Raw genomic sequence first — 19,779 nt, 5'->3', positions numbered from 1 at the left:
CGTCATGGAGTTCCTCGTCGAGTTCCGGGTCACCGTCCCCGACGGGACGCCCGAGGACGAGGTGAATCGGCGGCAGGACGCGGAGGCGGCCGCGGCGGCCGACCTGGCGGCGCAGGGCCACATCACCAGGATCTGGTCGACGCAGAGCGAATCGGGTGAACGCCTGATCCTCGGGTTGTACCGCGCCGACGACCGTCCCCGGCTCGACGCCCTGCTCCGCGGCCTGCCGCTGTACGACTGGATGCGCGTCACCGTCACGCCGCTCGGCGCCCACCCCAACGACCCGGCCGCGGCCGGCGGCGGCCGCCTGCCCGATCCCCGGCTGACGCTGGTGTACCGGCTGGAGGCAGCCCTCGCCCCGCCGCTGGACCTGGGGGAGGTCGCCGCGGGACGCCGCCGCATCGTGCCTCTGACCGGCGGCACCTTCACCGGTCCCGGCCTGCGGGGCGTCCTCGTGCCCGGGGCCGGCGCCGACTGGCAGACCGTCCTGCCGGACGGCACCGCGCTGGGCGACATCCGCTACACCCTGCGGACCGACCGCGGCGACCTGCTCTCCGTCCGGTCGCGTTCGGTGCGCCACGGCAGCGCGGAGGTCCTCGCCCGGCTGGGCCGCGGGGAGGACGTCGACCCGAGCGAGTACGTCTTCCGCGCCTCCACCTCGATCGAGACGGCCGCCCCCGACCTGGACTGGCTGAACAAGGGCGTCTTCGTCACCGTGGGAGGGCGGCTCCCGGACGCGGTCGTCTACGAGACCCACCTCGTCGGATAGCGGACAACCAAGCGGTTGTTTCCGCCCGGTGGCGGTGCCAGCCTTGGACGATGGACGGCCTTGATCTGACCGACCTGGATCGGTTCGCGCACGGGTTCCCGTACGAGGTCTTCGACGCGCTCCGGCGCGACGCGCCGGTCTGGTTCCACCCCGCGACCGCGAACACCCCCGGTGGCGAGGGCTTCTGGGTGATCAGCCGCTACGCCGACATCGTGGCCGCCGCGTCCGACGGCGGGACGTTCTCCTCGGAGGGCGGGCCGGGACGCGAGGGCGGGGGCACGCTCATCGAGGACCTTCCCGGCGGGTTCGCCGCAGGCGTCCTGCTGAACATGATGGACGACCCCCGGCACCAGCGGTTCCGGCGCCTGCTGGCACCGAGCCTGGCCCCGCGCGCGCTGCGGGCGATCGAGGCGGACCTGCGGCGGCGTGCCGAGCGGATCGTGGACGCCGCGCTGGCGAAGGGCGAGTGCGACTTCCTGACGGACGTGGCGGCCGAACTGCCGTTGCAGGCCGTGGCGCAGCTTCTCGGCGTCCCGCAGGAGGACCGGCACCAGTTGCTGCTGTGGGCCGATGCCACGCTCGACCACGAAGACCGGGCCCTGGGGGAGAGCACCGAGCGCACCCAGCGGGCCGCGGCGGAGATGTTCGCCTACGGGTCTGCCTTGCTGGAGCGCAAACGGGCCGAGCCGGCAGACGACCTGCTCTCTCTCGCCGCGCACGCCCGCATCGACGGACAGCCCCTGTCGGATCTCGAACAGCAGATGCTCTTCAACCTGCTGATCGCGGCGGGCAGCGAGACCACGCGGAACGCCATCGCCACAGGCATGCACGCCCTGATGGAGAACCCGGAGGCGTGGGAGCGGATCCGGGACGACAGGAGCCTGCTCCCGGGCGCGGTCGAGGAGATGCTGAGGTGGTCCTCACCGACGCCCTACAACCGCCGTACCGCCACCCGGAACGTCACCCTGGGCGGACAGCCGATCCGCGCGGGAGACAAGGTCACCCTGTGGTGGGCGTCGGCGAACCGCGACGGCGAGGTCTTTCCCGACGCGTACCGCTTCGACATCGCGCGCAGCCCGAATCCCCACCTGGCATTCGGCCGCGGCGGCCATTTCTGCCTGGGCGCCGCGCTGGCCCGCGTGGAGATGCACGTCGTGTTCGACACCCTTCTCGACCGGACGGACTCGGCGGAACCGACCGGCCCGATCGAATACACGCGGAGCAACAAGCATTCCGGCGTCCGGCATATGCCCGTCCGTCTCCGCCCCAGGTGAGGGCGCCGGCCGCCCCGCCGCGTGTACGGAGAAGGCCCGGGCCGCCGCGCGTACGGTGACCGTATGAAGATCTGTGTTTTCCTCTCTGCGGCCGATCTGTCCGCGACCTACACCCGGCCTGCGCGCGAGTTCGCCGAGCTCATCGGCAAGGCCGGGCACACCCTGGTGTGGGGCGGCTCCAACACGGGCCTCATGCGGGTCGTGGCCGACGGCGTGCACGAGTCGGGCGGCCGGCTCATGGGCGTCTCGGTGCGGTTCCTGGCGGACAAGGTCCGGCCCGGCGTGGACGACATGGTGATCGCGGAGAACCTGGGCGAGCGCAAGAGGCTGCTCCTGGAGAAGGCGGACGCCGTGGTGATCATGGTCGGCGGGACCGGGACCCTCGACGAGGCCACCGAGATCCTGGAGCTGAAGAAGCACGGCCAGACGGCGATGCCGCTGGTGCTCCTGAACACCGCCGGCTTCTACGACGGGCTGAAGGAGCAGTTCAAGCGCATGGAGGACGAGGGGTTCCTGCCGCGTCCCCTGTCCGAGCTGGTCTTCTTCGCCGAGGAGCCCGCGAAGGCCATGGCCTATCTGGAGGAGACGGTGGGCGAAGGCTGAGCCGGGCGGCCGGGGAGGGGGGACCTCCGTCCGGCGGCCGTGCGCACGCCCTTCACGACCGGTAGTCGCCGAAAGCCGGGGTGCCGGGTTCGGGCCGGAGCCTCAGGACGCGCGCGGCGAAGGAGATCGCGTGGTACCAGCCGCAGAGCAGGAGCAGGTCCACCGCCCCCTCCTCACCGACCGCGCCGGTCAGCTCCCGCCATTCGTCGTCGGACAGGTCGTTCGCCGAGCACAGGGCGTCCACCGCGCGGAGCACGGCCCGGTCGGCGGGGTCGGTCCAGCAATCGTCGTCCGGGCCGCCGGCGACGATGGAGCGGATCTGCTCGGCGTCGAGCCCGGCCTTGCCGGCGAAGACCGCGACGTGGACGCCCCACTCGTACTCGGCTCCGCACCGCCGCGTGGTCCGGTCGATCACCAGTTCGCGGTGCCGCAGGCTCAGGGCCGCCCGGCGGGACAGGTAGTACCGCCCCCATCCGTGGACGCCGTGCGCCCGGTCCGGCCGGCGGGCGAAGACCCTGAACAGGGCGATCGGCGGCCCCAGCGCCTCCAGCGCCGCGGCCGTCTCCGCGTCGTAAGGCGGCTCGACGGGGGCGACGCGCGGCGCTACCGTGTGCTTTGAAAATCGAGGCATGCGGCCACGCTAACACCGCTGCTTCGGAAAAAGAAGCATGCGGCCCGGGGCATCCGGGCGCCCGAAGGGAGCGCGGACATGGCGGACGAGCCGGACCGGCCGGCGGCCTCGCCGTCCGCGCCGCTGCCGGGCCGGCCCGTTCGGGGGTCGGCGACCGGGCGGCCGATCATGGCGCTGTTCGACCTCCTCGGCCGCCGCTGGACGCTCCGTATCATCTGGGAGCTCGCCCAGGAGCCGGCCGCCACCTTCCGCGAGCTCCAGCAGCGGTGCGACGGCGTCTCCTCCAGCGTGCTCGCCCAGCGGCTGGCGGAGCTGGACCAGGCCGCCATTGTCCGGCGCGCGGACCGGGGCTACACGCTGACCCCGGACGGCCGGACCCTCTGCGCCGAGCTCATGCGGCTCGAGACGTGGGCCGACCGGTGGGCGGCGAGGACGGCCCCGGCCGCCGAGTGACCCCGCCGCCCCTCGTCGGGGGCGACGGCCGCCGCTTCCACTGAGACAGCGCACCGGGGCGGGATGTGACACATCCCGCCCATTTTCCGGCTGTGATCCCGGAGATCCGGCCGAAGTGTCACAAGCTGCGGCTTCGGCCTGTCTTAGCTGTCGACCGGGCGATGATCGACGCTCCTGAAAAAAGGGGGCAGCGGCCATTTCTCAGGGGATTCCGCGAGCAAGGGAGTCGGACATGACCGTGGTGGTGTTCGATCCGCAACGGGCGTGAAATCGTCATTCTTTCCCGGTCCCGCGAATCGCATCTCATTCTGGCAAGGAGCGCGTTAATGGACGGTTGTGAGCGGCGGCTGGCGGCGCCGGTCCTGGTGATCGGCACCGGGGGAGCGGGGCTGCGGGCGGCGATCGAGCTCGCCGAGCGGGGGGTGGGCGTGCTCGCGGTGGGCAAGCGCCCCAGGGCCGACGCCCACACCGCGCTCGCGGCGGGAGGCGTCAACGCGGCCCTGGCGACGATGGACCCCCAGGACTCCTGGCGGCAGCACGCCGCCGACACCCTCCAGGAGAGCTACCTGCTGGCCGATCCGCGCACGGTGCGGATCGTGACCGAAGGCGCGGCCCGCGGCATCGACGACCTGGTCCGCTACGGGATGCCCTTCGCGCGGGAGGCCGACGGGCGGATCTCGCAGCGGTTCTTCGGCGCCCATACCTGGCGCCGCACCGCGTTCAGCGGCGACTACACCGGCCTGGAGATCCAGCGCGCGCTGGTACGCCGGGTGACCGAACTGAACGTGCCGATCCTGGACACCCTCTACATCACCCGGCTGCTGGTGCGCGACAACGCGGTCCACGGCGCCTACGGGTTCGACCTGAACGACGGGACCCGCTACGTCGTCCACGCCGACGCGGTGATCCTGGCGACCGGCGGGCACACCCGGATCTGGCGGCGGACCTCCTCGCGCCGGGACGAGAACACCGGCGACTCGTTCCGCTTGGCCGTGCTCGCCGGCGCCCGGATCCGCGATCCGGAGCTGGTGCAGTTCCACCCGTCCGGGCTCCTGTCGCCCGAGGACGCGGCCGGGACGCTCGTCTCGGAGGCGGCGCGGGGGGAGGGCGGCCGGCTGCTGAACGCGCTCGGCGAGCGGTTCATGGCCCGCTACGACCCCGACCGGATGGAGCTGTCCACCCGCGACCGGGTCGCGCTGGCCGCCTACACCGAGATCAAGCAGGGGCGCGGCACCCCGAACGGCGGGGTCTGGCTGGACGTGTCGCACCTGCCCCGCGAGACGATCATGACGAGGCTGCCGCGCGTCCACCAGACCCTCCTCGACCTGCAGATGCTCGACATCACCGAGGAACCGATCGAGATCGCCCCGACCGCGCACTACTCCATGGGCGGCGTGTGGGTGCGGCCCGAGGACCACGGCACGGACGTCGACGGGCTGTACGCGATCGGCGAGGCCGCCAGCGGCCTGCACGGGGCGAACCGGCTGGGCGGCAACTCCCTCATCGAGCTGCTGGTCTACGGACGGATCGTGGGCCGGGAGGCCGCCGCCTACTCCGCGGGCCTGGGGGCGCAGCGCCGGGACGCGGACGCGCTCGCCGCGGCCCGCCAGGAGGTCGAGGAACTGCTGGCCTGCGACGGGCCGGAGAACGTCCGGGTCCTGCAGCGCGCGGCCCGCGACGTCATGACCGAGCACTGCGGCGTCGTCCGCGACGAGGGCGGCCTCCGCGCCGGGCTGGCCGGACTGGACGCCGTCGAGGCGCGGATCGGCGCCCTCGGCGTCCACCCCGACAACGCCGGCTACCAGGACCTCGCGCACGCCTTCGACCTGAAGTCCACCGTCCTGGCCGCCCGGGCCACCCTCGACGCGGCCCTCGAACGGCGCGAGACCCGCGGCTGCCACAACCGCTCCGACTACCCGGAACTCGACGAGTCCCTGCGGGTCAACCTGGTCTGGTCGGGTCCCGGCAAGGTCGAGCGCGAGGAGATCCCGCCGATCCCCGCTGAGATCGCCGCGCTCATGCGGCACGTCTCGTCCGACGGCAAGCTCGTGGAATGACGGTCCGCGCGGCGCACGAGGAGACGACATGACCGAACGGACCGTCGAGGGCGTGCGGGTGAGCAGCGCGCTGCTGCGCCTGGACGGCACCTTCGAGCCGCCGCACCTGGTCGTCGACGGGGAGATCGACGTGAGCACGCTCCCCGCGTTCGGCGACGCGCTGGCCAGGGTGGTCGCGCACAGCTCCGGCGACGTGTGGGTGGACGTGGAGCGGCTGGACTTCATCGACGTCGGCGGGCTCCGGGCGCTGGCCGCGACGGCCTGCGAACTCGGGCTCCAGGACCGGCGGCTCGTGCTGCGCTCGGTCGCCCCGCACCTGGCCAAGCTGATGGACCTGGTCGGGTGGAGCCAGATCTCCAGCCTGCTGATGCTGGCCAGGGTCGAGCGGCGGTCCCCGGCACCGCGCGTGGCGTCGCCCCGTCACTCGGCGAGCTGAGCCCGTCCCGCCGAACGACGTGGTGGCGGACGCTGAGGAGGAGGTCATGAGACCGACCGGAGCACGGGCGGGCCTCGGCCGGCTGCGGCGGCGCATCGGCTTCGACGGCAACGAACGGCGCCGCGACGTGGACCGGCGGCAGCGGCCGGCCGGCCTGCTCCTCCTGCTGCTGTTCGTGGGCGCCGGCCTGCCCGTGTGCTGGCAGATCGCCCGGAACGCGTACGACGCGGGGGTCCGCGCGGAGCGGTACGAGGCCGTGACGCGGCACCGGGTCGACGCCACGGTGCTGAAAGTGGACGACCTGGCGTCCGGCCACCGGGTCACCGTGACGTGGCGGGAACCGGGCGGGCGGGTGCGGACCGGCTCGTACGACACCTGGTACCGGGCCGTCGCGGGCGAGCACCTCAAGCTGTGGGCCGGCGCCGCCGGGGTGTCGGACGTGGAGCCGCGCCGGCACGCGCGGACGGTCGGTGAGGCCGTCGGCGCCGGCCTCGGCGCCGCGACCACGGCCGGTGTACCGGTCCTGGTGGCCTACCTGGTGGTCCGCCGCCGCGCCGACCGGCGGCGCGACCGGCTCTGGGACGCCGAGTGGGAGCGCCTGGACGCCGGCCGCTCCCGCTGAATCCGCCGGTCCGGATGCCGGCCGCCCCCCGTGGAGCGGCGGCCGTCCCATCGGGTCCCTAGGGAGGCCCGGGCCTCCCTAGGGACCCCGGCCAGGGTCCCTCACTGATGCGACCCGGGCGCGCCCCCGACGACAGTGAGGGAGGTCGGCGCGGCGTTCCCGCCCGCCGAACGGACGGAGGGGCCACGGCGAATCTCGCGGCCGCCATGTCGTGAAGGCAACTTCTCATCGAAGGTTCCCATGAACATCCAGCTTGACGAACGAGACCGGCCGACCTCCCTCGACCAGGCCGCCGCCGTCTTCGGCGACGCGCGTTCGCGCCTCTTCGGCATCGCCTACCGGATGCTCGGCGGCTCGGCGGAGGCCGAGGACATCGTGCAGGAGACCTGGCTGCGCTGGCAGGACGCCGAGCACGCGGTCATCGCCAACCCCGGGGCGTTCCTGGCGCTGATCACGACGCGGCTGTCCATCAACGCCGCGCGGTCCGCCCGCGTCCGCCACGAGACCGGCATCGGGCCCCGGACGCCCGAGCCCGTCGACCCCGGCGCCGACCCCGCCGCCGGCGCCGAGCGGGCCGAGGCCGTCGAGCGGGCCCTGCTGCTCCTGCTCGAGACGCTGACGCCCGCCCAGCGGGCCGCCTACATCCTCCGCGAGGCCTTCGACTATCCCTACGCGCGGATCGCCGAGCTCATCCGGCTCAGCCCGGCCAACGTCCGCCAGCTGGTGAGCCGCGCCCGCCGGCAGCTGGCCGCGCCGCGGCGCGGGTCGATCGGAGCCGGTGAGCACCGGCGCCTGCTGTCGGCCTTCCGGGAGGCCGCCCAGGAGGGGAACGTGCGGGCTCTGGAAGAGCTCCTGGCCGCCGATGTCGTGAGCTCCTCCGGCGATTCGCCCGCGGCGCGGCGGGAGGCACCGCCCGTCGAGGAGGCCGTGCGGAGCCACCGGCTCGCCAAGTGCACCGTCCCCGCCCCGGCCGGGCGCCGGGGGAGCGCCCAGCGCCTCGTGCCCGCCGACGCCCGGACCTGACGGAACGCCAGGCCCGCGACCGCGGCGCCACCTCGGCGGGTCCCTCAGGGGGAGGCACCGCCGGCGCGGGGCGCTGATCCGGGCTCGACCGGGCTCCAGACGACGGTCAGCCGGTCGCGCTGGCCGATGCGTTCGAGGCGGGCGGTGATGGCGGCCTGGATCCGCTGGAGCCGCTCGGGGCTGTCGGCCTCCGCGTCCAGAAGGAGACGCGTGTTCGTGGCGTGCAGCGCGCAGCGTCCTTCGGCGAACCGAATGACGCCCTCGGTATCGGACCATTCGACGTGCTGGAGGTGGACCGCTGCTCCGTTGCCGCCGTGGCCGCTCCGGTCCGCGTGGCCATCGGCGAGGCCGTTCACGTGGTCGCTGTGCTTGCAGAGTTGAGTGAGGTACCGGGCCGCGCGGTCGGTCGGAACGTCGGCCTTCGATGCGTACATGACGGTGTCCTTCCGGCTCAGGCGTCGCGGCGGCGGGTGAGGACGCAACCGGCCGCGAGGGCGACGGCCGCGTAGGCGCAGAAGACGCCGAACCCGGTCCAGGGGCCGAGGGCCACGGCCTCGCGGTGGGAGGCGATGTAGATCTGATCGCCCGATTGCATCGGGATGTAGGGGCCGACCGCGTCCTTCCAGGACCGCGGGAGCAGGTCGAGCAGCAGCGGCGGGACGAACAGCAGGCCGAACAGGGACGCGACGGCACCGGCGGAGGACCGCAGGGCGGCGCCGAGGCCGAGACCGAGCAGGGCGAGCGCGGTGAGGTAGAGGCCGCCGCCGGCCACGGCGCGGGCGACACCGGGATCCGACAGCGCCGTCCCGGTCAGTGTGTGCGCGGGCAGCGCCGCCTGGAAGGCCAGGTAGGCGGCGAACGTGGACGCGGTGGACGCGATCAGCGTGACGCCCGCGAGCACGAGTGCCTTCGCGGTGAGGACGGTGCGGCGGCGCGGGACGGCGGCGAACGTCGTGCGGATCATGCCGCTGCCGTGCTCGCCGGTGATGACCAGGGCGCCGAGCACCCCGAACGCGATCTGCGACAGGTGCAGCCCGGCCAGGGCCAGCTGGACGGCGTCGACGCGGGTGCGCTCATGGGCGCCCAGCCGGGGCGCGAGGACGGCCGCGGCGAGCACGGCGAACCCGACGTTGGACGCGAACGCGGTCAGCAGGACCCACGGCGTCGAGCGGACGGTGCGCAGCTTGCACCACTCCGCGCGCACCGCGTCGAGGAGGTCGCCCCGAGGCGGGGCGGTGATGGTCGTCACGGCGGGCCCTTCAGCTCGCGGCCGGTTCGGGGAGGGGAGCGGAGGTGTGGTCGCCGGCGTCGCGGGTCAGCTCCATGTAGCGCTCCTCCAGCGACACCGCCTGCGGTGACAGCTCCAGCAGGCCGAGGCCGCCGCCGCGGGCGAGGTCGCCGATCTCCTCGGCGGTGGCGCCGGTGACGCGGAGCGCGCCGTCGGGGTCGCGGGCGACGGCGGCTCCGCGCCCGGCGAGCAGCCTCGCGAGCTCGTCCGGGTCGGTGGCGCGCACCCGGACGCGGTCGCCGCCGCCCTCGGCGAGCAGGTCGGCGACGGTGGTCTCGGCGAGGAGCCGGCCCCGGCCGATGATGACGAGCCGGTCGGCGGTCAGCGCCGTCTCGCTCATCAGGTGGCTGGACAGGAACACGGTGCGGCCCTCCCCGGCCAGCGACCGCAGCAGCGTCCGCACCCAGGCGACGCCGCCGGGGTCGAGGCCGTTCACGGGCTCGTCGAACATCAGGACCGGCGGGTCGCCCAGCAGCGCGGCGGCGATGCCGAGCCGCTGCGCCATGCCGAGCGAGAACCCGCCGGCGCGCCGCCGGGCCGCCGACGCGAGGCCGACCTGTTCGAGCACCTCGTCCACGCGCGTGCGCGGGATGCCGTTGCTCAGCGCGAGCCACATCAGGTGGTCGCGGGCCGACCGCCCACCGGCCACGGCTCCGGCGTCCAGGAGGGCCCCGACCTCCCGGAGCGGGCGCCGGTACCCGGTGTAGGGGCGGCCGTTGACCGTGACGGTCCCCGCGGTGGGCGCGTCGAGGCCGAGGACCATCCGCATCGTCGTGGACTTGCCCGACCCGTTCGGACCGAGGAACCCGGTCACGGAGCCGGGCGGGGCGGTGAACGACAGGCCGTCCACCGCCGTGACGCTCCCGTAGCGCTTGACCAGCCCGCGGGCCTCGATCATCAGTGCCCGCCCATGCTGATCACGCCGGTCAGGTGCAGGACGACGACCAGGACGACCACGGTGACGGCGGCGGCGATTGCGACGAGCCTGCCGCGCCGCGAACCACCGCCGATCGCGGGCTCGCCCTGCTGGTCGGTGTCGGGGTGCGAAGGCAGATCGGACATGAGCGGCTCCCTGTCGACGGCGCGCCGCGTCGGTCGCGGCGCGGCCGGCCCCAGTTTTTGCGATACATAGTGTCTATGTCAAGACAGATGTCTCTGTAGGGACGCGCTGTATGATCGCGGCATGCCGAAGCTCTGGAGCGAGACGGTCGCGGCGCACCGCGACGCGGTGCGCGAGGCCGTCCTCGACGCCGCCGCCGCGCTCGTCGCCGCGCGCGGGCCGGCCGGCGTGACGATGTCGCAGATCGCCAAGGACTCCGGCATCGGGCGCGCCACGCTCTACAAGTACTTCGCGGACGTCGACGCGATCCTGCGCGCGTGGCATGAGCGCCAGATCGACGCCCATCTGGAGCGGCTGAACGAGATCCGGGACCGCACCGAAGGGGCCGCGCCGCGGCTGGAGGCCGTGCTCGCGGGATACGCGGCGGCGGTGTCCCATCGCGCGCACCACGACACCGAGCCGGCCGCCGAACTGCATCGCGGCGAGCACGTCGCCGCCGCCCACCGGCGGCTGCACGCGTTCGTCCGGGAACTGATCGCCGACGCGGCGGCGGACGGAGCCGTCCGCCGGGACGTGCCCGCCGATGAACTCGCCGGCTACTGCCTGCACGCCCTGGCCGCCGCCGGGGCCCTCCGCGACGAGGCGGCGGTCCAACGCCTCGTCCGCACCACCGTGAGCGGCCTCCGAGCGGATCGCTGAACGCCCCGCGGGTGCCGCCTCGGCTTGACGCGGTCACAAATCCGGGGCTATTCACAGAGAAAACAACGTGGATTCGGTGGTAACCCGACATGTACGCCGAGGAACGGCAGCAGGAGATCCTCCGCCGCACGCGCGAGGCCGGGCGGGTGGACGTCATGACCCTCGCCGAGGACTTCGGCGTCACGATGGAGACGATCCGCCGCGACCTGACGGCCCTGGAGCGCTCGGGGACGCTGCGCCGCGTGCACGGCGGCGCGATCCCCGTCGAGCGGCTCGGCTTCGAGCCGGCGCTCGCGGCCCGCGACGCGGTGATGACCGCGGAGAAGGAGCGCATCGCCAAGGCCGCCCTCGCCGAGCTGCCCGCCGACGGGTCCGTCGTCATCGACGCGGGCAGCACGACCGGGCGGCTCGTCCAGGTGCTGCCGAGCGACCGGGAGCTGACCGTCATCGTCAACTCGCCGCCGCTGGCCACGGTGCTGGCCACCCGGTCGAACCTCAGCGTGATCATGCTCGGCGGCCGGGTGCGGGGCCGGACGCTGGCGACGGTCGACGACTGGGCGATGCGCCCGCTTGACCGGCTGCGCGTCGACGTGGCGTTCATGGCCACCAACGGCTGCTCGGTGGAGGCGGGGCTGACGACGCCCGACCCCGCCGAGGCCGCGATCAAGTCGGCGATGATCCGGGCGTCCCGGCGCAGCGTGGTGCTCACCGACCACACCAAGATCGGCAACGACTACCTCGCCCGGTTCGCCGACCTGAGCGACATCAGCGTGCTGATCACCGACACCGGCCTGGACCCGGGGCTGGCCGCGGAACTGGCCGCGGCCGGCCCCGAGGTCGTCCGGGTCTGAGCCCGCCCGGACGCCGGGCGCCGTCCCCGCGCCGGGAACGGCTCCGGCTCAGGCGCCGGCCGGCTCCTCCGCGTCGAGGTCGCGGGCGAGGAGGGCGGCGAGCGCGTCCAGCGCCGCGTCGGCGCCGGGCCCGTCGTCGGCCTCCAGCGTGACCTCGGCGCCGTGGCCCGCGCCGAGCGCGAGGACGGCGAGGATGCTGTCGGCGGGCGCGGAGCGGCCGCCGGCCCGGATCCGGACCGGGACGTCCTGCGCGGCGGCGGCCTGCACGAACAGGTTCGCGGGCCGGGCGTGCAGGCCGGTGCGGGAGGCGATCGTCACGGTTCGCTGGGGCATGTCGGCTCCTGTCAGGGCTCGATGGTGACCTTGATCGCGGCGCCGCGCGCGACGGTCTCGATGCCGTCGAGGACGCTCGCGAGCGGCAGCCGATGGGTGATCAGATCGGCGACCGGCACCGCGCCGCTCGCGATCAGCCGCAGGGCGCGGGCGTTGTGCGCGGGGCTGGACCCGTTGGCGCCCACGATGGTCAGCTCCCGGTAGTGCACCAGGTTGGAGTCGCAGGCGATGACCGGGTCGTCCTTCGGCAGCCCGCCGAAGAAGCTGATCCGGCCCTGCCGGGCGGCCATCCCGAGCGCCTGCTCCTGGGCCGCGCCGGAGGCCGCGGCGGTCACGACGACGTCGGCGCCGCGCCCGTCGGTCAGCTTCAGCACCTGGTCGACCAGGTCGGTGCCGGTGAGCGCGGCGTCGGGGCGCACCCGCTCGGCCGACATCTCCAGGCGCTCGGCGTTGATGTCGGCGAGGAACACGCGCGCCGCGCCGCGCGAGCGCGCCAGCCGGACGTGCAGGCAGCCGATCGGGCCGGCGCCGATCACCACGACGTCGTCGCCGTCCCCGACCCGCGCGAGCTCCTGGCCGTTGAGCACGCAGGCGAGCGGCTCGGCCACGGACGCCTCGGCGAACCCGACCCCGTCCGGGATCCGGTTGAGGCCGCCGACGGCGAGCACCTTGGCGGGCACGACGGTGTACTCGGCGAAGCCGCCGTCGTAGTGGTACCCCATCGACTCCTGGTTCGGGCACACGGTCAGGTGCCCGCGCCGGCACTCCTCGCACCGCCCGCACGGGATGGCGGCGATCACCTGCACCCGGTCGCCCGGCGCCCAGCCGGTCACGTCCCCGCCGGTCGCGACGACCTCGCCGGCGATCTCGTGCCCCATGACGCGGGGCGGCCGGATGTGGTGGTGGCCGAACCTCGAGATCTTGACGTCGGTGCCGCAGGTGGAGCAGTTCCGCACCCTGATCGCGACGTCGCCGGGGCCGGGGACGGGCTCGGCGGCGTCCTCGACGCGGATGTCCCCGGGGGCGTGGAAGCGGGCGACCTTCACTGGGCGATCTCCTCTCCGTCCGGCCGCAGCAGCCGGATCACTTCGTCGGGGTCCGCGGCCTCGCGCAGCCTCCGCGCGCGGCCGGGGTCCAGCAGGATCTGCGCGAGCTCGGACAGGATCCGCACGTGGCCGTCGCCCCGGGCGGCGATGCCGACGCACAGGGCGACCCGTTCGCCGTTCCAGTCCACCCCGCCGGGGAAGCGCAGGACGCACAGCGCGTCGTGGTGCACCAGCTCCTTGCCGGCGAGGGTGCCGTGCGGGATCGCCACGCCCTCGCCCACGTACGTCGAGACCGTCCGCTCGCGGGCGAGCATCGCGTCGATGTAGCCGGGCTCGGCCGCGCCGGCCGAGACGAGCGCCCGCCCGCACTGCCGGACGGCGTCGTCCCGGCCGGCCGCGGCCGCGTCGAGCCGGACGGCGGAGCGGGCCAGCAGGTCAGGCACCGATCTCGCCGCCGTCCTTGATGGCCGCCACCAGGCGCGCCACCGCCGGGTCGCCGAGGAACACCTGGAAGGTGACGAGCGGCTTGTCCGGCGCGCCGGCCCGCGCGCGGGCGCCGAGGCCCTCGTGGCAGACGACGACGTCGGCGTCGCCGGGGATGGAGTTCACCGGGGTGTGCTCGACCGCGACGCCCGCCTTCCGCAGCTCCTTGCGGAGGCTGCTCGCGAGCATCACGCTGCTGCCCATGCCGGCGTCGCACGCCACGACGATCTTGCGGATGTCCTTGCCGTTCATCTGGTCACGCCTCCTGGGGTGAGGGGCTGGCGGTCTTCGCGGGCGGGACGTCGGCGGCGGGTTCGTCCGCGCCGGTGGCCGGATCCGCCGCGCCGGCGGCCGGTGCGGTGGCACCGGACGCCTCCGTCCCGTCCTCGTCCGGCTTCTTCTCGGCGAACCTCCCGAACCCGAGCAGCGCCGCGCCGACCGCGAACGAGACGGCCGCGGCGACGAGGACGCCCAGGTAGACGCCGATCCAGCCGTGCTTGGGGGTCTCGGCGACGTAGGCGAAGATGCTGCCGGGCGACGGCGTGGCGACCAGGCCCGCGTCCGTGGCCATGAAGGTGGCGATGCCGGCCGCGCCGCCGGCCATGGTCGCGAGGATGAGCCGGGGCTTCATCAGGATGTAGGGGAAGTAGATCTCGTGGATGCCGCCGAGGAAGTGGATGATGATCGCGGCCGGCACGCTCGGCCGCAGCGACCGCGGGCCGAACATCAGGTAGGCCAGCAGCACGCCCAGCCCCGGCCCCGGGTTCGACTCCAGCATGAACAGGATCGACCTGCCGTTCTTCGCCGCCTCCGCGAAGCCCAGCGGGGCGAGCACGCCGTGGTTCACCGCGTTGTTGAGGAACAGCACCTTCGCCGGTTCGATCAGCACCGACGCCAGCGGCAGCAGGTGGTGGTGGATCAGCCACTCGACGCCGTTGCCCGCGCCCTTGGTCACCTGCCGGACGATCGGGCCGACGCCCCAGACGCCGAACACGGCCACGGCGCCGCCGACGATCCCGGCGGTGAAGTTGTCGACCAGCATCTCGAACCCGGTCCGGGTCCGCTCCTGGATGTAGGCGTCCACCTTCTTGAGCAGGTAGGCGGCGAGCGGCCCGACGATCATCGCGCCGAGGAACATGGGGATCTTGGATCCCACCACGACGCCCATGGTGGCGACCGCGCCGACGACCGCCCCGCGCTGGCCGTGCACCATCCGGCCGCCGGTGTAGCCGATGAGGATCGGCAGCAGGTAGGTGATGGTCGGGTCGACCAGCTCTCCGAAGTGCTTGTTCGGGAGCCATCCGGTCGGGATGAACAGCGCGGTGACCAGCCCCCACGCGATGAACGCGCCGATGTTGGGCATCACCATCCCGGCCAGATGGCCGCCCAGGCGCTGGACTCCGGCTTTCAGCCCGCTTCCGCTGACGGCTGGTGTGTACGCAGCGGCCATCTCGGCCTCCTCAGGGTTCGGGGGGTCTGCGTGAGGATCAGGCGATGAGCGAACGGCCGAGGTCCGGCCGGGCGTCGATGCGGACGATGTCGCGCCGGATGTCGTCCGGGCGCGGCATCCGGCTGGCGGGCAGGCGCACCGCGGCGGCTCCCCAGGCCAGCCCTTCGGCCAGCGCCGGGGCGCCCCGCGCGCCCGCCGCGAGGAACCCGGCGAGCAGCGCGTCGCCCGCGCCCACCGTGCTCCGCGTCTCGGCGACGGGCGCCGTCCCGATCGTGACGCCGTCCTCGTCGACGAGGACGGCGCCGTCGGCGCCCAGGCTGGCGAGCACGGTCCCCGCACCGCGCTCGCGCAGTTCCCTGGCCGCCTCGACCGCGTCGCCGACGCTGGCGACCGGCCGCCCGACGGCCTCGGACAGCTCGTCCCGGTTCGGCTTGACCAGGTGCGGTCCCGCGCCGACGGCGGCGAGCAGCGCCGGGCCGCTGGCGTCGACGGCGACCCGCACCCCGGCGGAGGTGAAGAACTCGCACAGCCGGGCGTAGATGTCGGCGGGCACTCCCGGCGGGAGGCTGCCGCAGGTCACCGCCCAGCTCGCGCCCTCGGCCTCGTCGAGCACGACGTCGGCGACCGCGTCCAGCTCGTCGCGCGACAGCGGCTCGCCGGGCTCGTTGAGCTTGGTGACGACGCCGTCGGGCTCCACGATCGTCACGTTCGAGCGGGTCCGCCCGGCCACCGGCACGGCGTGGACGGCGATGCCGTCGCCCTCCAGCAGCCGGACGAGCTGCTCGCCGTCCGCGCCGCCGGAGGTGACCACCGCGACCGTCGGCACCCGGTTGGCCAGCAGCGCGCGGGACACGTTCACACCCTTGCCGCCGGGGTCGATGCGCGCCGACCTCGCCCGGGTCATCGTGCCCTTGACGAGCCGGTCGACGTCGATCGTGCGGTCGAGGCTGGGGTTCAGCGTCAGCGTGACGATCATCGTGTGCCGCCTCGGCGCGGTTCGCAGCTCACTGTGGGTTCACCGCCGTTTCACGTCTGTTTCCATTTGTTTACGCCTACATGTGTGGGAACGTCAAGAGACGGCGGGGCCGGGATGTGAGCGATCGGCCCGGCGCCGTCCGGGGCCGGCGGGTTCCGAAGAGAGGGCGGCGGCTCGCCGGTCAGGCGCCGACGGGCGCCAGGACGATGTCGAACCTGGTCCTCGACCAGGTGCCGCCGACGGCGCGGCCGTCGGGGGTGGGCGTGCCGGCCGGCAGCCGCTCGAAGTCCTTGACCAGCGATTCCCTGACGCCGAAGACGGTGTCGGCGTCCAGCAGCGCGTCGCCGCGCACGAAGATGTGGGTGACCAGGGTGCGGTGGCCGGGGGCGGACACCTTGAAGTGCAGGTGCGAGGCGCGCATGGGGGAGCGGCCGACGGCGGCGAGCATCGCGCCCACCGGCCCGTCGTCCGGGATGGGGTAGGGCGTGGGCGTGACGGCCCAGAACCGGTAGTCCCCGTCCGGTCCGGTGAACAGGTGGGCCCGTCCGGCGGTGCGGCCGTCGTCGTACTGGACGTCGTAGCGGCCGTCGGCGTCGGCCTCCCACACGTCCACGCGGGCGCCGGGGACGGGGGCGCCGCCGGTGTCGCGCACCGTCCCCTCGACCCAGCAGGGCTCGCCGGAGGCGCCGCCGCCGATGTCGCCGCCGAGCTCGATCCGGGGAGCGCCGTCGACGAAGAACGGCCCGAACACGGTCGCCTCGGTGGCGTCGCGGTGGGCCCGGTTGTTGATCGTGATCGTCTGCATCGAGGCGCCGAGGGTGTCGGAGAGCAGGACGAACTCCTGCCGCCGGTCGTCGGTGACGTGGCCGGTCCGGGTGAGGAACCCGATGGCCCTCCACCATTCGTCCTCGGTGAGCCGGACCTCGCGCAGGAAGGCGTGCAGGTGCCGTACGAGCGCGCGCATCAGCTCCCTGAGCCGGGGGTCGGCGCAGCCGTCGAACGAGCGCAGCACCCGTTCGAGGAGTTCCTCCTCGCGCCGCTCCTGCTCGGCGGCGGCCTGCTCGGCGGCGGCGGTCTCGTCGGGCGTCGTGCGGTCCTGGGTCATCGGGGCTCGGTCCCTTCCCATGCCGCCCGCAGCAGGGCGGCGAGGTCGTCGGCGGTGACGGGGCGCGGGTTGTTCGCGGGGACGGCGGCGAGGACGGCCGGGACGGCGGCCGCGATCCCGTCCTCGGGCATGCCCAGGTCGCGCAGGGCGGTCGGGGCGCGCAGCCGGGCGCGCAGCCGGTCCAGCCCGGCGATCGCGCCGTCGGCGCCGAAGGCGGCGGCGATCCGGGCTTCCGCGTCCGGGGCGGCGGGCGCGTTGAAGGCGAGCACGTGCGGCAGGACGACCGCGTGGGTCTGCGCGTGCGGCAGGTCGAACATCCCGCCCAGCACGTGGCAGACCTTGTGGTGCAGCCCGGACCCCGCCGACGCGAACGCCACCGCGGCGAGATAGGAGCCGTACAAGGCGTGCTCGCGGCCCGGCAGCCCGGCGGGGTCGGCCACCACCCGGGGCAGGCCGATCCGCAGCGCCCGGATGCCCTCGCCGGCCAGCGCCCGGTCGATCGGGTCGGCGCGCGGGCCCCACATCGCGTCCACGCAGTGCGCCAGCGCGTTGAGCCCGGACGCGGCGCTGAGGTCGGCCGGGAGGGTGAGCGTGAGCGAGGCGTCGTAGACGACCGCGCGGGGCAGGACCCGGTCGTCGGTGCCGGTGGTCTTGCGGCCGTTCTCGGTGAGGCCCCAGACGTCGGTGGCCTCGGAGCCGGCGTAGGTCGTCGGGACCGCGACGATCGGCAGCCCGGTGGTGAGCGCGACCGCCTTGGCCAGCCCGGTGGTGGACCCGCCGCCGACGCAGACGAGCGCGTCGGCGCGGTGCTCGCGGGCCGCCGCGCGGGCGCGTTCGGCGACCGGCAGCGGCACGTGCATGGCGGTCTCGTGGTGCCAGTGCGCGACCGGCAGGCCGCCCGCGACCCGCCGGGCGGTCTCCGCCCCGCCCTTGGCGGCGATCGCCATCACGCGGGACGCTCCGAGCGCGGCGATCTCCTCGGCGAGCGCGGCGGCGGCGTCGCCCGGGGCGAACCGGACCCGCTGGGGCAGGGTGCGGTGCTCGAAGCGCAGCCGCTCGTCGGATTCGGGCGTCATCGTCATAGGGGCGATCGTCTCCGCTAGGCGTCGTCACCGTCGTACCCAAAGATCCGGCCGTCGGCCCCGCGGGCTCGCCGCGAAGAAAATTGCATAATTCTTGTAGGAAATATCGGCTACTCTCGGAGGCATGGCCGACCATGTCGCTGACAGCGCAGCCGAGCCACTGATCGCCGTGGTCGGCGGCGGTGCGAGCGCGACACTGATGGCCGCGCATCTCCTGCGCCGCACCGGCCCGGTGCCGCGGCTCCTCCTCATCGACGGGCGGGGCCTGCACGGGCGCGGCCAGGCGTACTCCACCGACGACCCGAACCACCTGCTGAACGCCCGCGCGGCGAACATGAGCGGCGTCGAGGGCGACCCCGGCCACCTCCTGGACTGGACGCGCGCCCAGGGGATCGAGGCGTCCGGAGAGGACTTCCTCCCGCGCCCGCTGTACGGCCGCTATCTGCGCGACCTCCTCGACACCTCGGCCCGGGCACGGCCCGGCCACCTGACCGAGCTGACCGGCACCGTGCTCTCCCTCGATGCCGGCCCCGCCGCCAAGGGGTGGACGCTCCGCCTCGCCGACGGCACGTCCCGCGCGGCCGACGCCGTCGTGCTGGCCGTCGGCAACCAGGCGCCGGGCCGCCTGCCCTGGGCGCCGCCCGCCCCCCGGTACATCGCCGACCCGTGGCGGCGCGGAGCGCTGGACGCCATCGACGACGACGCGCCCGTCCTCATCGTCGGCACCGGGCTGACCATGGTCGATCTGGCGATCAGCCTGAGCGGGAGGCGTCCGGGCCGCGTCGTCCACGCCGTGTCCCGGCACGGGCTGCTGCCCCGCGCGCACCATCCGCCGCCGCGCCCGCCGGAAGCCGGACTCGTCCTGCCCGCCGAACCGATGACGCTGCGGGAGCTGCTGCGCTGGGCCAGGCTCGCCGTCCGCGGCAACGGCGGGGAGTGGCACGGCTTCGTCGACGCCGTCCGGCCGCACGTCCCCGCCCTGTGGGGGCGGCTGTCGGACGCCGACCGGCGGCGCTTCCTCGGCCTGGTCGCCCGGCACTGGGAGGTGCACCGCCACCGGATCCCGCCGGCCTCCGCCGCCCGGATCGAGGCGCTGCGCGCCGAGGGCCGCCTCCGCGTCCACCGCGGCCGCGTCGAGGACGTCCGGGCGGGCGCCGGCCACGGGCTCACCGTGCGCGTCGCGACCGAGGGCGGGGCCTCGGAGCTGGAGGTCGGCTGGCTGATCAACGGCACCGGCCCGGCGGGCGGCCCGGCGACCGACCCGTTCCTGTCGAGCCTCGTCACCGCGGGGGTCGCCCGTCCCGGACCGCTCGGCCTCGGGCTGGACGCGGACCCCGACGGCGCCGTCCGCGACGCGGCGGGGCGGCCCCACGGCGACCTGTTCACCCTGGGGCCGCCCCTGCGCGGCGTCCGCTACGAGACCACGGCCATCCCCGAGATCCGGGCCCAGGCCGCCGTCCTCGCCGGCCGCCTCGCCGCCCTCGGCCGCTCGCCCCGCAGGCAGGTCGAACGGGTCCCCTGAGCGGCGCCGCCGGCTT

The 19,779-nt window shown here is 74.4% G+C and carries 24 protein-coding genes; 11 read left to right on the top strand and 13 right to left on the bottom strand.

Annotation, left to right across the window (positions count from 1 at the left end; genetic code table 11):
• The first annotated feature begins 4 nt into the window (after positions 1-4).
• From ABT299_RS01285 to ABT299_RS01275, 3 genes are all read left to right on the top strand, one after another.
• The gene (locus ABT299_RS01285; RefSeq protein WP_500249369.1) at positions 5-769 is read left to right on the top strand and encodes a muconolactone Delta-isomerase family protein; all 765 of its coding nucleotides are present in this window, start codon (positions 5-7) and stop codon (positions 767-769) included.
• Positions 770-819: 50 nt separating this feature from the next.
• On the top strand, positions 820-2,043 hold the full coding sequence (locus tag ABT299_RS01280) for a cytochrome P450 (protein WP_500249368.1): 1,224 nt from the start codon (positions 820-822) through the stop codon (positions 2,041-2,043).
• A gap of 63 nt (positions 2,044-2,106) precedes the next feature.
• On the top strand, positions 2,107-2,646 hold the full coding sequence (locus ABT299_RS01275; protein ID WP_387019976.1) for an LOG family protein: 540 nt from the start codon (positions 2,107-2,109) through the stop codon (positions 2,644-2,646).
• 52 nt (positions 2,647-2,698) lie between these two features.
• Here ABT299_RS01275 and ABT299_RS01270 read toward each other — a convergent pair whose 3' ends face one another.
• Positions 2,699-3,277, bottom strand: a complete 579-nt coding sequence (locus ABT299_RS01270) for a carboxymuconolactone decarboxylase family protein (protein WP_500249367.1) — start codon at positions 3,275-3,277, stop codon at positions 2,699-2,701.
• A gap of 78 nt (positions 3,278-3,355) precedes the next feature.
• Between ABT299_RS01270 and ABT299_RS01265 the strand changes: the two genes are divergently transcribed.
• The 5 genes from ABT299_RS01265 (at position 3,356) to ABT299_RS01245 (ending at position 7,868) form a co-directional block, all read left to right on the top strand.
• The gene (locus ABT299_RS01265; RefSeq protein ID WP_500249366.1) at positions 3,356-3,730 is read left to right on the top strand and encodes a winged helix-turn-helix transcriptional regulator; all 375 of its coding nucleotides are present in this window, start codon (positions 3,356-3,358) and stop codon (positions 3,728-3,730) included.
• Between the two features lie 326 nt (positions 3,731-4,056).
• On the top strand, positions 4,057-5,787 hold the full coding sequence (locus ABT299_RS01260; RefSeq protein WP_500249365.1) for an L-aspartate oxidase: 1,731 nt from the start codon (positions 4,057-4,059) through the stop codon (positions 5,785-5,787).
• A gap of 28 nt (positions 5,788-5,815) precedes the next feature.
• The gene (locus tag ABT299_RS01255) at positions 5,816-6,223 is read left to right on the top strand and encodes an STAS domain-containing protein (RefSeq protein WP_190851593.1); all 408 of its coding nucleotides are present in this window, start codon (positions 5,816-5,818) and stop codon (positions 6,221-6,223) included.
• 46 nt (positions 6,224-6,269) lie between these two features.
• Positions 6,270-6,845, top strand: coding sequence for an Rv1733c family protein (locus tag ABT299_RS01250; protein WP_500249364.1), 576 nt, complete (start codon positions 6,270-6,272; stop codon positions 6,843-6,845).
• 240 nt (positions 6,846-7,085) lie between these two features.
• The gene (locus ABT299_RS01245; RefSeq protein ID WP_500249363.1) at positions 7,086-7,868 is read left to right on the top strand and encodes a sigma-70 family RNA polymerase sigma factor; all 783 of its coding nucleotides are present in this window, start codon (positions 7,086-7,088) and stop codon (positions 7,866-7,868) included.
• Between the two features lie 44 nt (positions 7,869-7,912).
• Here the strand turns inward: ABT299_RS01245 and ABT299_RS01240 are convergent, their stop codons facing one another.
• Genes ABT299_RS01240 through ABT299_RS01225 form a run of 4 tightly spaced genes read right to left on the bottom strand, consistent with a single transcriptional unit; the run spans position 7,913 to position 10,218 of the window.
• Positions 7,913-8,302, bottom strand: coding sequence for a DUF2218 domain-containing protein (locus tag ABT299_RS01240; protein WP_500249362.1), 390 nt, complete (start codon positions 8,300-8,302; stop codon positions 7,913-7,915).
• Between the two features lie 17 nt (positions 8,303-8,319).
• Complete coding sequence (locus ABT299_RS01235) at positions 8,320-9,117, bottom strand: ABC transporter permease subunit (RefSeq protein ID WP_500249361.1); 798 nt, start codon at positions 9,115-9,117, stop codon at positions 8,320-8,322.
• 10 nt (positions 9,118-9,127) lie between these two features.
• Positions 9,128-10,054, bottom strand: a complete 927-nt coding sequence (locus tag ABT299_RS01230; protein WP_500249360.1) for an ABC transporter ATP-binding protein — start codon at positions 10,052-10,054, stop codon at positions 9,128-9,130.
• Positions 10,054-10,218 (bottom strand): hypothetical protein, encoded by a 165-nt coding sequence (locus ABT299_RS01225; protein ID WP_387020005.1) that lies wholly within the window; start codon positions 10,216-10,218, stop codon positions 10,054-10,056. The genes ABT299_RS01230 and ABT299_RS01225 overlap by 1 nt, the downstream gene beginning before the upstream one ends.
• Before the next feature lie 121 nt (positions 10,219-10,339).
• On the opposite strand from ABT299_RS01225, the gene ABT299_RS01220 reads away from it, so the two are divergent.
• Both ABT299_RS01220 and ABT299_RS01215 read left to right on the top strand, forming a co-directional pair.
• Positions 10,340-10,915, top strand: a complete 576-nt coding sequence (locus tag ABT299_RS01220) for a TetR/AcrR family transcriptional regulator (protein ID WP_500249359.1) — start codon at positions 10,340-10,342, stop codon at positions 10,913-10,915.
• An 89-nt stretch (positions 10,916-11,004) separates the two neighbouring features.
• On the top strand, positions 11,005-11,766 hold the full coding sequence (locus ABT299_RS01215; RefSeq protein ID WP_387020010.1) for a DeoR/GlpR family DNA-binding transcription regulator: 762 nt from the start codon (positions 11,005-11,007) through the stop codon (positions 11,764-11,766).
• A 48-nt stretch (positions 11,767-11,814) separates the two neighbouring features.
• Here the strand turns inward: ABT299_RS01215 and ABT299_RS01210 are convergent, their stop codons facing one another.
• From ABT299_RS01210 to ABT299_RS01175, 8 genes are all read right to left on the bottom strand, one after another.
• Positions 11,815-12,099, bottom strand: a complete 285-nt coding sequence (locus ABT299_RS01210) for an HPr family phosphocarrier protein (protein WP_190851623.1) — start codon at positions 12,097-12,099, stop codon at positions 11,815-11,817.
• Positions 12,100-12,110: 11 nt separating this feature from the next.
• A complete protein-coding gene (locus ABT299_RS01205) occupies positions 12,111-13,145 on the bottom strand; it encodes a zinc-dependent dehydrogenase (protein ID WP_500249358.1) in 1,035 nt (344 codons plus the stop codon).
• Positions 13,142-13,588, bottom strand: a complete 447-nt coding sequence (locus ABT299_RS01200) for a PTS mannitol transporter subunit IIA (protein WP_500249357.1) — start codon at positions 13,586-13,588, stop codon at positions 13,142-13,144. The genes ABT299_RS01205 and ABT299_RS01200 overlap by 4 nt, the downstream gene beginning before the upstream one ends.
• The gene (locus ABT299_RS01195; RefSeq protein WP_190851629.1) at positions 13,581-13,880 is read right to left on the bottom strand and encodes a PTS lactose transporter subunit IIB; all 300 of its coding nucleotides are present in this window, start codon (positions 13,878-13,880) and stop codon (positions 13,581-13,583) included. Before ABT299_RS01195 ends, ABT299_RS01200 begins: the two co-directional genes overlap by 8 nt.
• Positions 13,881-13,884: 4 nt before the next feature.
• Positions 13,885-15,078, bottom strand: coding sequence for a mannitol-specific PTS transporter subunit IIC (gene mtlA / locus ABT299_RS01190; RefSeq protein WP_500249356.1), 1,194 nt, complete (start codon positions 15,076-15,078; stop codon positions 13,885-13,887).
• A 37-nt stretch (positions 15,079-15,115) separates the two neighbouring features.
• Positions 15,116-16,054: a 1-phosphofructokinase gene (pfkB, locus tag ABT299_RS01185; protein WP_190851633.1), complete on the bottom strand. Its 939-nt coding sequence runs from the start codon at positions 16,052-16,054 to the stop codon at positions 15,116-15,118.
• 181 nt (positions 16,055-16,235) lie between these two features.
• Positions 16,236-17,159 (bottom strand): dioxygenase family protein, encoded by a 924-nt coding sequence (locus tag ABT299_RS01180; RefSeq protein WP_500249355.1) that lies wholly within the window; start codon positions 17,157-17,159, stop codon positions 16,236-16,238.
• Positions 17,156-18,241 (bottom strand): maleylacetate reductase, encoded by a 1,086-nt coding sequence (locus ABT299_RS01175; protein WP_500249354.1) that lies wholly within the window; start codon positions 18,239-18,241, stop codon positions 17,156-17,158. The genes ABT299_RS01180 and ABT299_RS01175 overlap by 4 nt, the downstream gene beginning before the upstream one ends.
• 124 nt (positions 18,242-18,365) lie before the next feature.
• Between ABT299_RS01175 and ABT299_RS01170 the strand changes: the two genes are divergently transcribed.
• On the top strand, positions 18,366-19,763 hold the full coding sequence (locus ABT299_RS01170; protein WP_500249353.1) for an FAD/NAD(P)-binding protein: 1,398 nt from the start codon (positions 18,366-18,368) through the stop codon (positions 19,761-19,763).
• Positions 19,764-19,779 lie beyond the last annotated feature (16 nt).

The sequence above is a fragment of the Spirillospora sp. NPDC000708 genome, assembly GCF_040299565.1.
Taxonomy (GTDB): Bacteria; Actinomycetota; Actinomycetes; order Streptosporangiales; family Streptosporangiaceae; genus Spirillospora.
Note: the sequence above shows the minus strand (reverse complement) of the source record. Positions and strands in the feature narration are given on the sequence as shown.

What these genes read in the sequence shown, in the direction of transcription:
- ABT299_RS01240 (WP_500249362.1), bottom strand. Translation starts at nt 8,302, where the DNA reads ATGTACGCATCGAAGGCCGACGTTCCGACCGACCGCGCGGCCCGGTAC.
- pfkB (WP_190851633.1), bottom strand. Translation starts at nt 16,054, where the DNA reads ATGATCGTCACGCTGACGCTGAACCCCAGCCTCGACCGCACGATCGAC.
- ABT299_RS01280 (WP_500249368.1), top strand. Translation starts at nt 820, where the DNA reads ATGGACGGCCTTGATCTGACCGACCTGGATCGGTTCGCGCACGGGTTC.
- ABT299_RS01220 (WP_500249359.1), top strand. Translation starts at nt 10,340, where the DNA reads ATGCCGAAGCTCTGGAGCGAGACGGTCGCGGCGCACCGCGACGCGGTG.
- ABT299_RS01215 (WP_387020010.1), top strand. Translation starts at nt 11,005, where the DNA reads ATGTACGCCGAGGAACGGCAGCAGGAGATCCTCCGCCGCACGCGCGAG.
- ABT299_RS01210 (WP_190851623.1), bottom strand. Translation starts at nt 12,099, where the DNA reads ATGCCCCAGCGAACCGTGACGATCGCCTCCCGCACCGGCCTGCACGCC.
- ABT299_RS01265 (WP_500249366.1), top strand. Translation starts at nt 3,356, where the DNA reads ATGGCGGACGAGCCGGACCGGCCGGCGGCCTCGCCGTCCGCGCCGCTG.
- ABT299_RS01170 (WP_500249353.1), top strand. Translation starts at nt 18,366, where the DNA reads ATGGCCGACCATGTCGCTGACAGCGCAGCCGAGCCACTGATCGCCGTG.
- ABT299_RS01245 (WP_500249363.1), top strand. Translation starts at nt 7,086, where the DNA reads ATGAACATCCAGCTTGACGAACGAGACCGGCCGACCTCCCTCGACCAG.
- ABT299_RS01230 (WP_500249360.1), bottom strand. Translation starts at nt 10,054, where the DNA reads ATGATCGAGGCCCGCGGGCTGGTCAAGCGCTACGGGAGCGTCACGGCG.
- ABT299_RS01275 (WP_387019976.1), top strand. Translation starts at nt 2,107, where the DNA reads ATGAAGATCTGTGTTTTCCTCTCTGCGGCCGATCTGTCCGCGACCTAC.
- ABT299_RS01250 (WP_500249364.1), top strand. Translation starts at nt 6,270, where the DNA reads ATGAGACCGACCGGAGCACGGGCGGGCCTCGGCCGGCTGCGGCGGCGC.
- ABT299_RS01180 (WP_500249355.1), bottom strand. Translation starts at nt 17,159, where the DNA reads ATGACCCAGGACCGCACGACGCCCGACGAGACCGCCGCCGCCGAGCAG.
- ABT299_RS01270 (WP_500249367.1), bottom strand. Translation starts at nt 3,277, where the DNA reads ATGCCTCGATTTTCAAAGCACACGGTAGCGCCGCGCGTCGCCCCCGTC.
- ABT299_RS01175 (WP_500249354.1), bottom strand. Translation starts at nt 18,241, where the DNA reads ATGACGATGACGCCCGAATCCGACGAGCGGCTGCGCTTCGAGCACCGC.
- ABT299_RS01255 (WP_190851593.1), top strand. Translation starts at nt 5,816, where the DNA reads ATGACCGAACGGACCGTCGAGGGCGTGCGGGTGAGCAGCGCGCTGCTG.
- ABT299_RS01195 (WP_190851629.1), bottom strand. Translation starts at nt 13,880, where the DNA reads ATGAACGGCAAGGACATCCGCAAGATCGTCGTGGCGTGCGACGCCGGC.
- mtlA (WP_500249356.1), bottom strand. Translation starts at nt 15,078, where the DNA reads ATGGCCGCTGCGTACACACCAGCCGTCAGCGGAAGCGGGCTGAAAGCC.
- ABT299_RS01260 (WP_500249365.1), top strand. Translation starts at nt 4,057, where the DNA reads ATGGACGGTTGTGAGCGGCGGCTGGCGGCGCCGGTCCTGGTGATCGGC.
- ABT299_RS01285 (WP_500249369.1), top strand. Translation starts at nt 5, where the DNA reads ATGGAGTTCCTCGTCGAGTTCCGGGTCACCGTCCCCGACGGGACGCCC.
- ABT299_RS01225 (WP_387020005.1), bottom strand. Translation starts at nt 10,218, where the DNA reads ATGTCCGATCTGCCTTCGCACCCCGACACCGACCAGCAGGGCGAGCCC.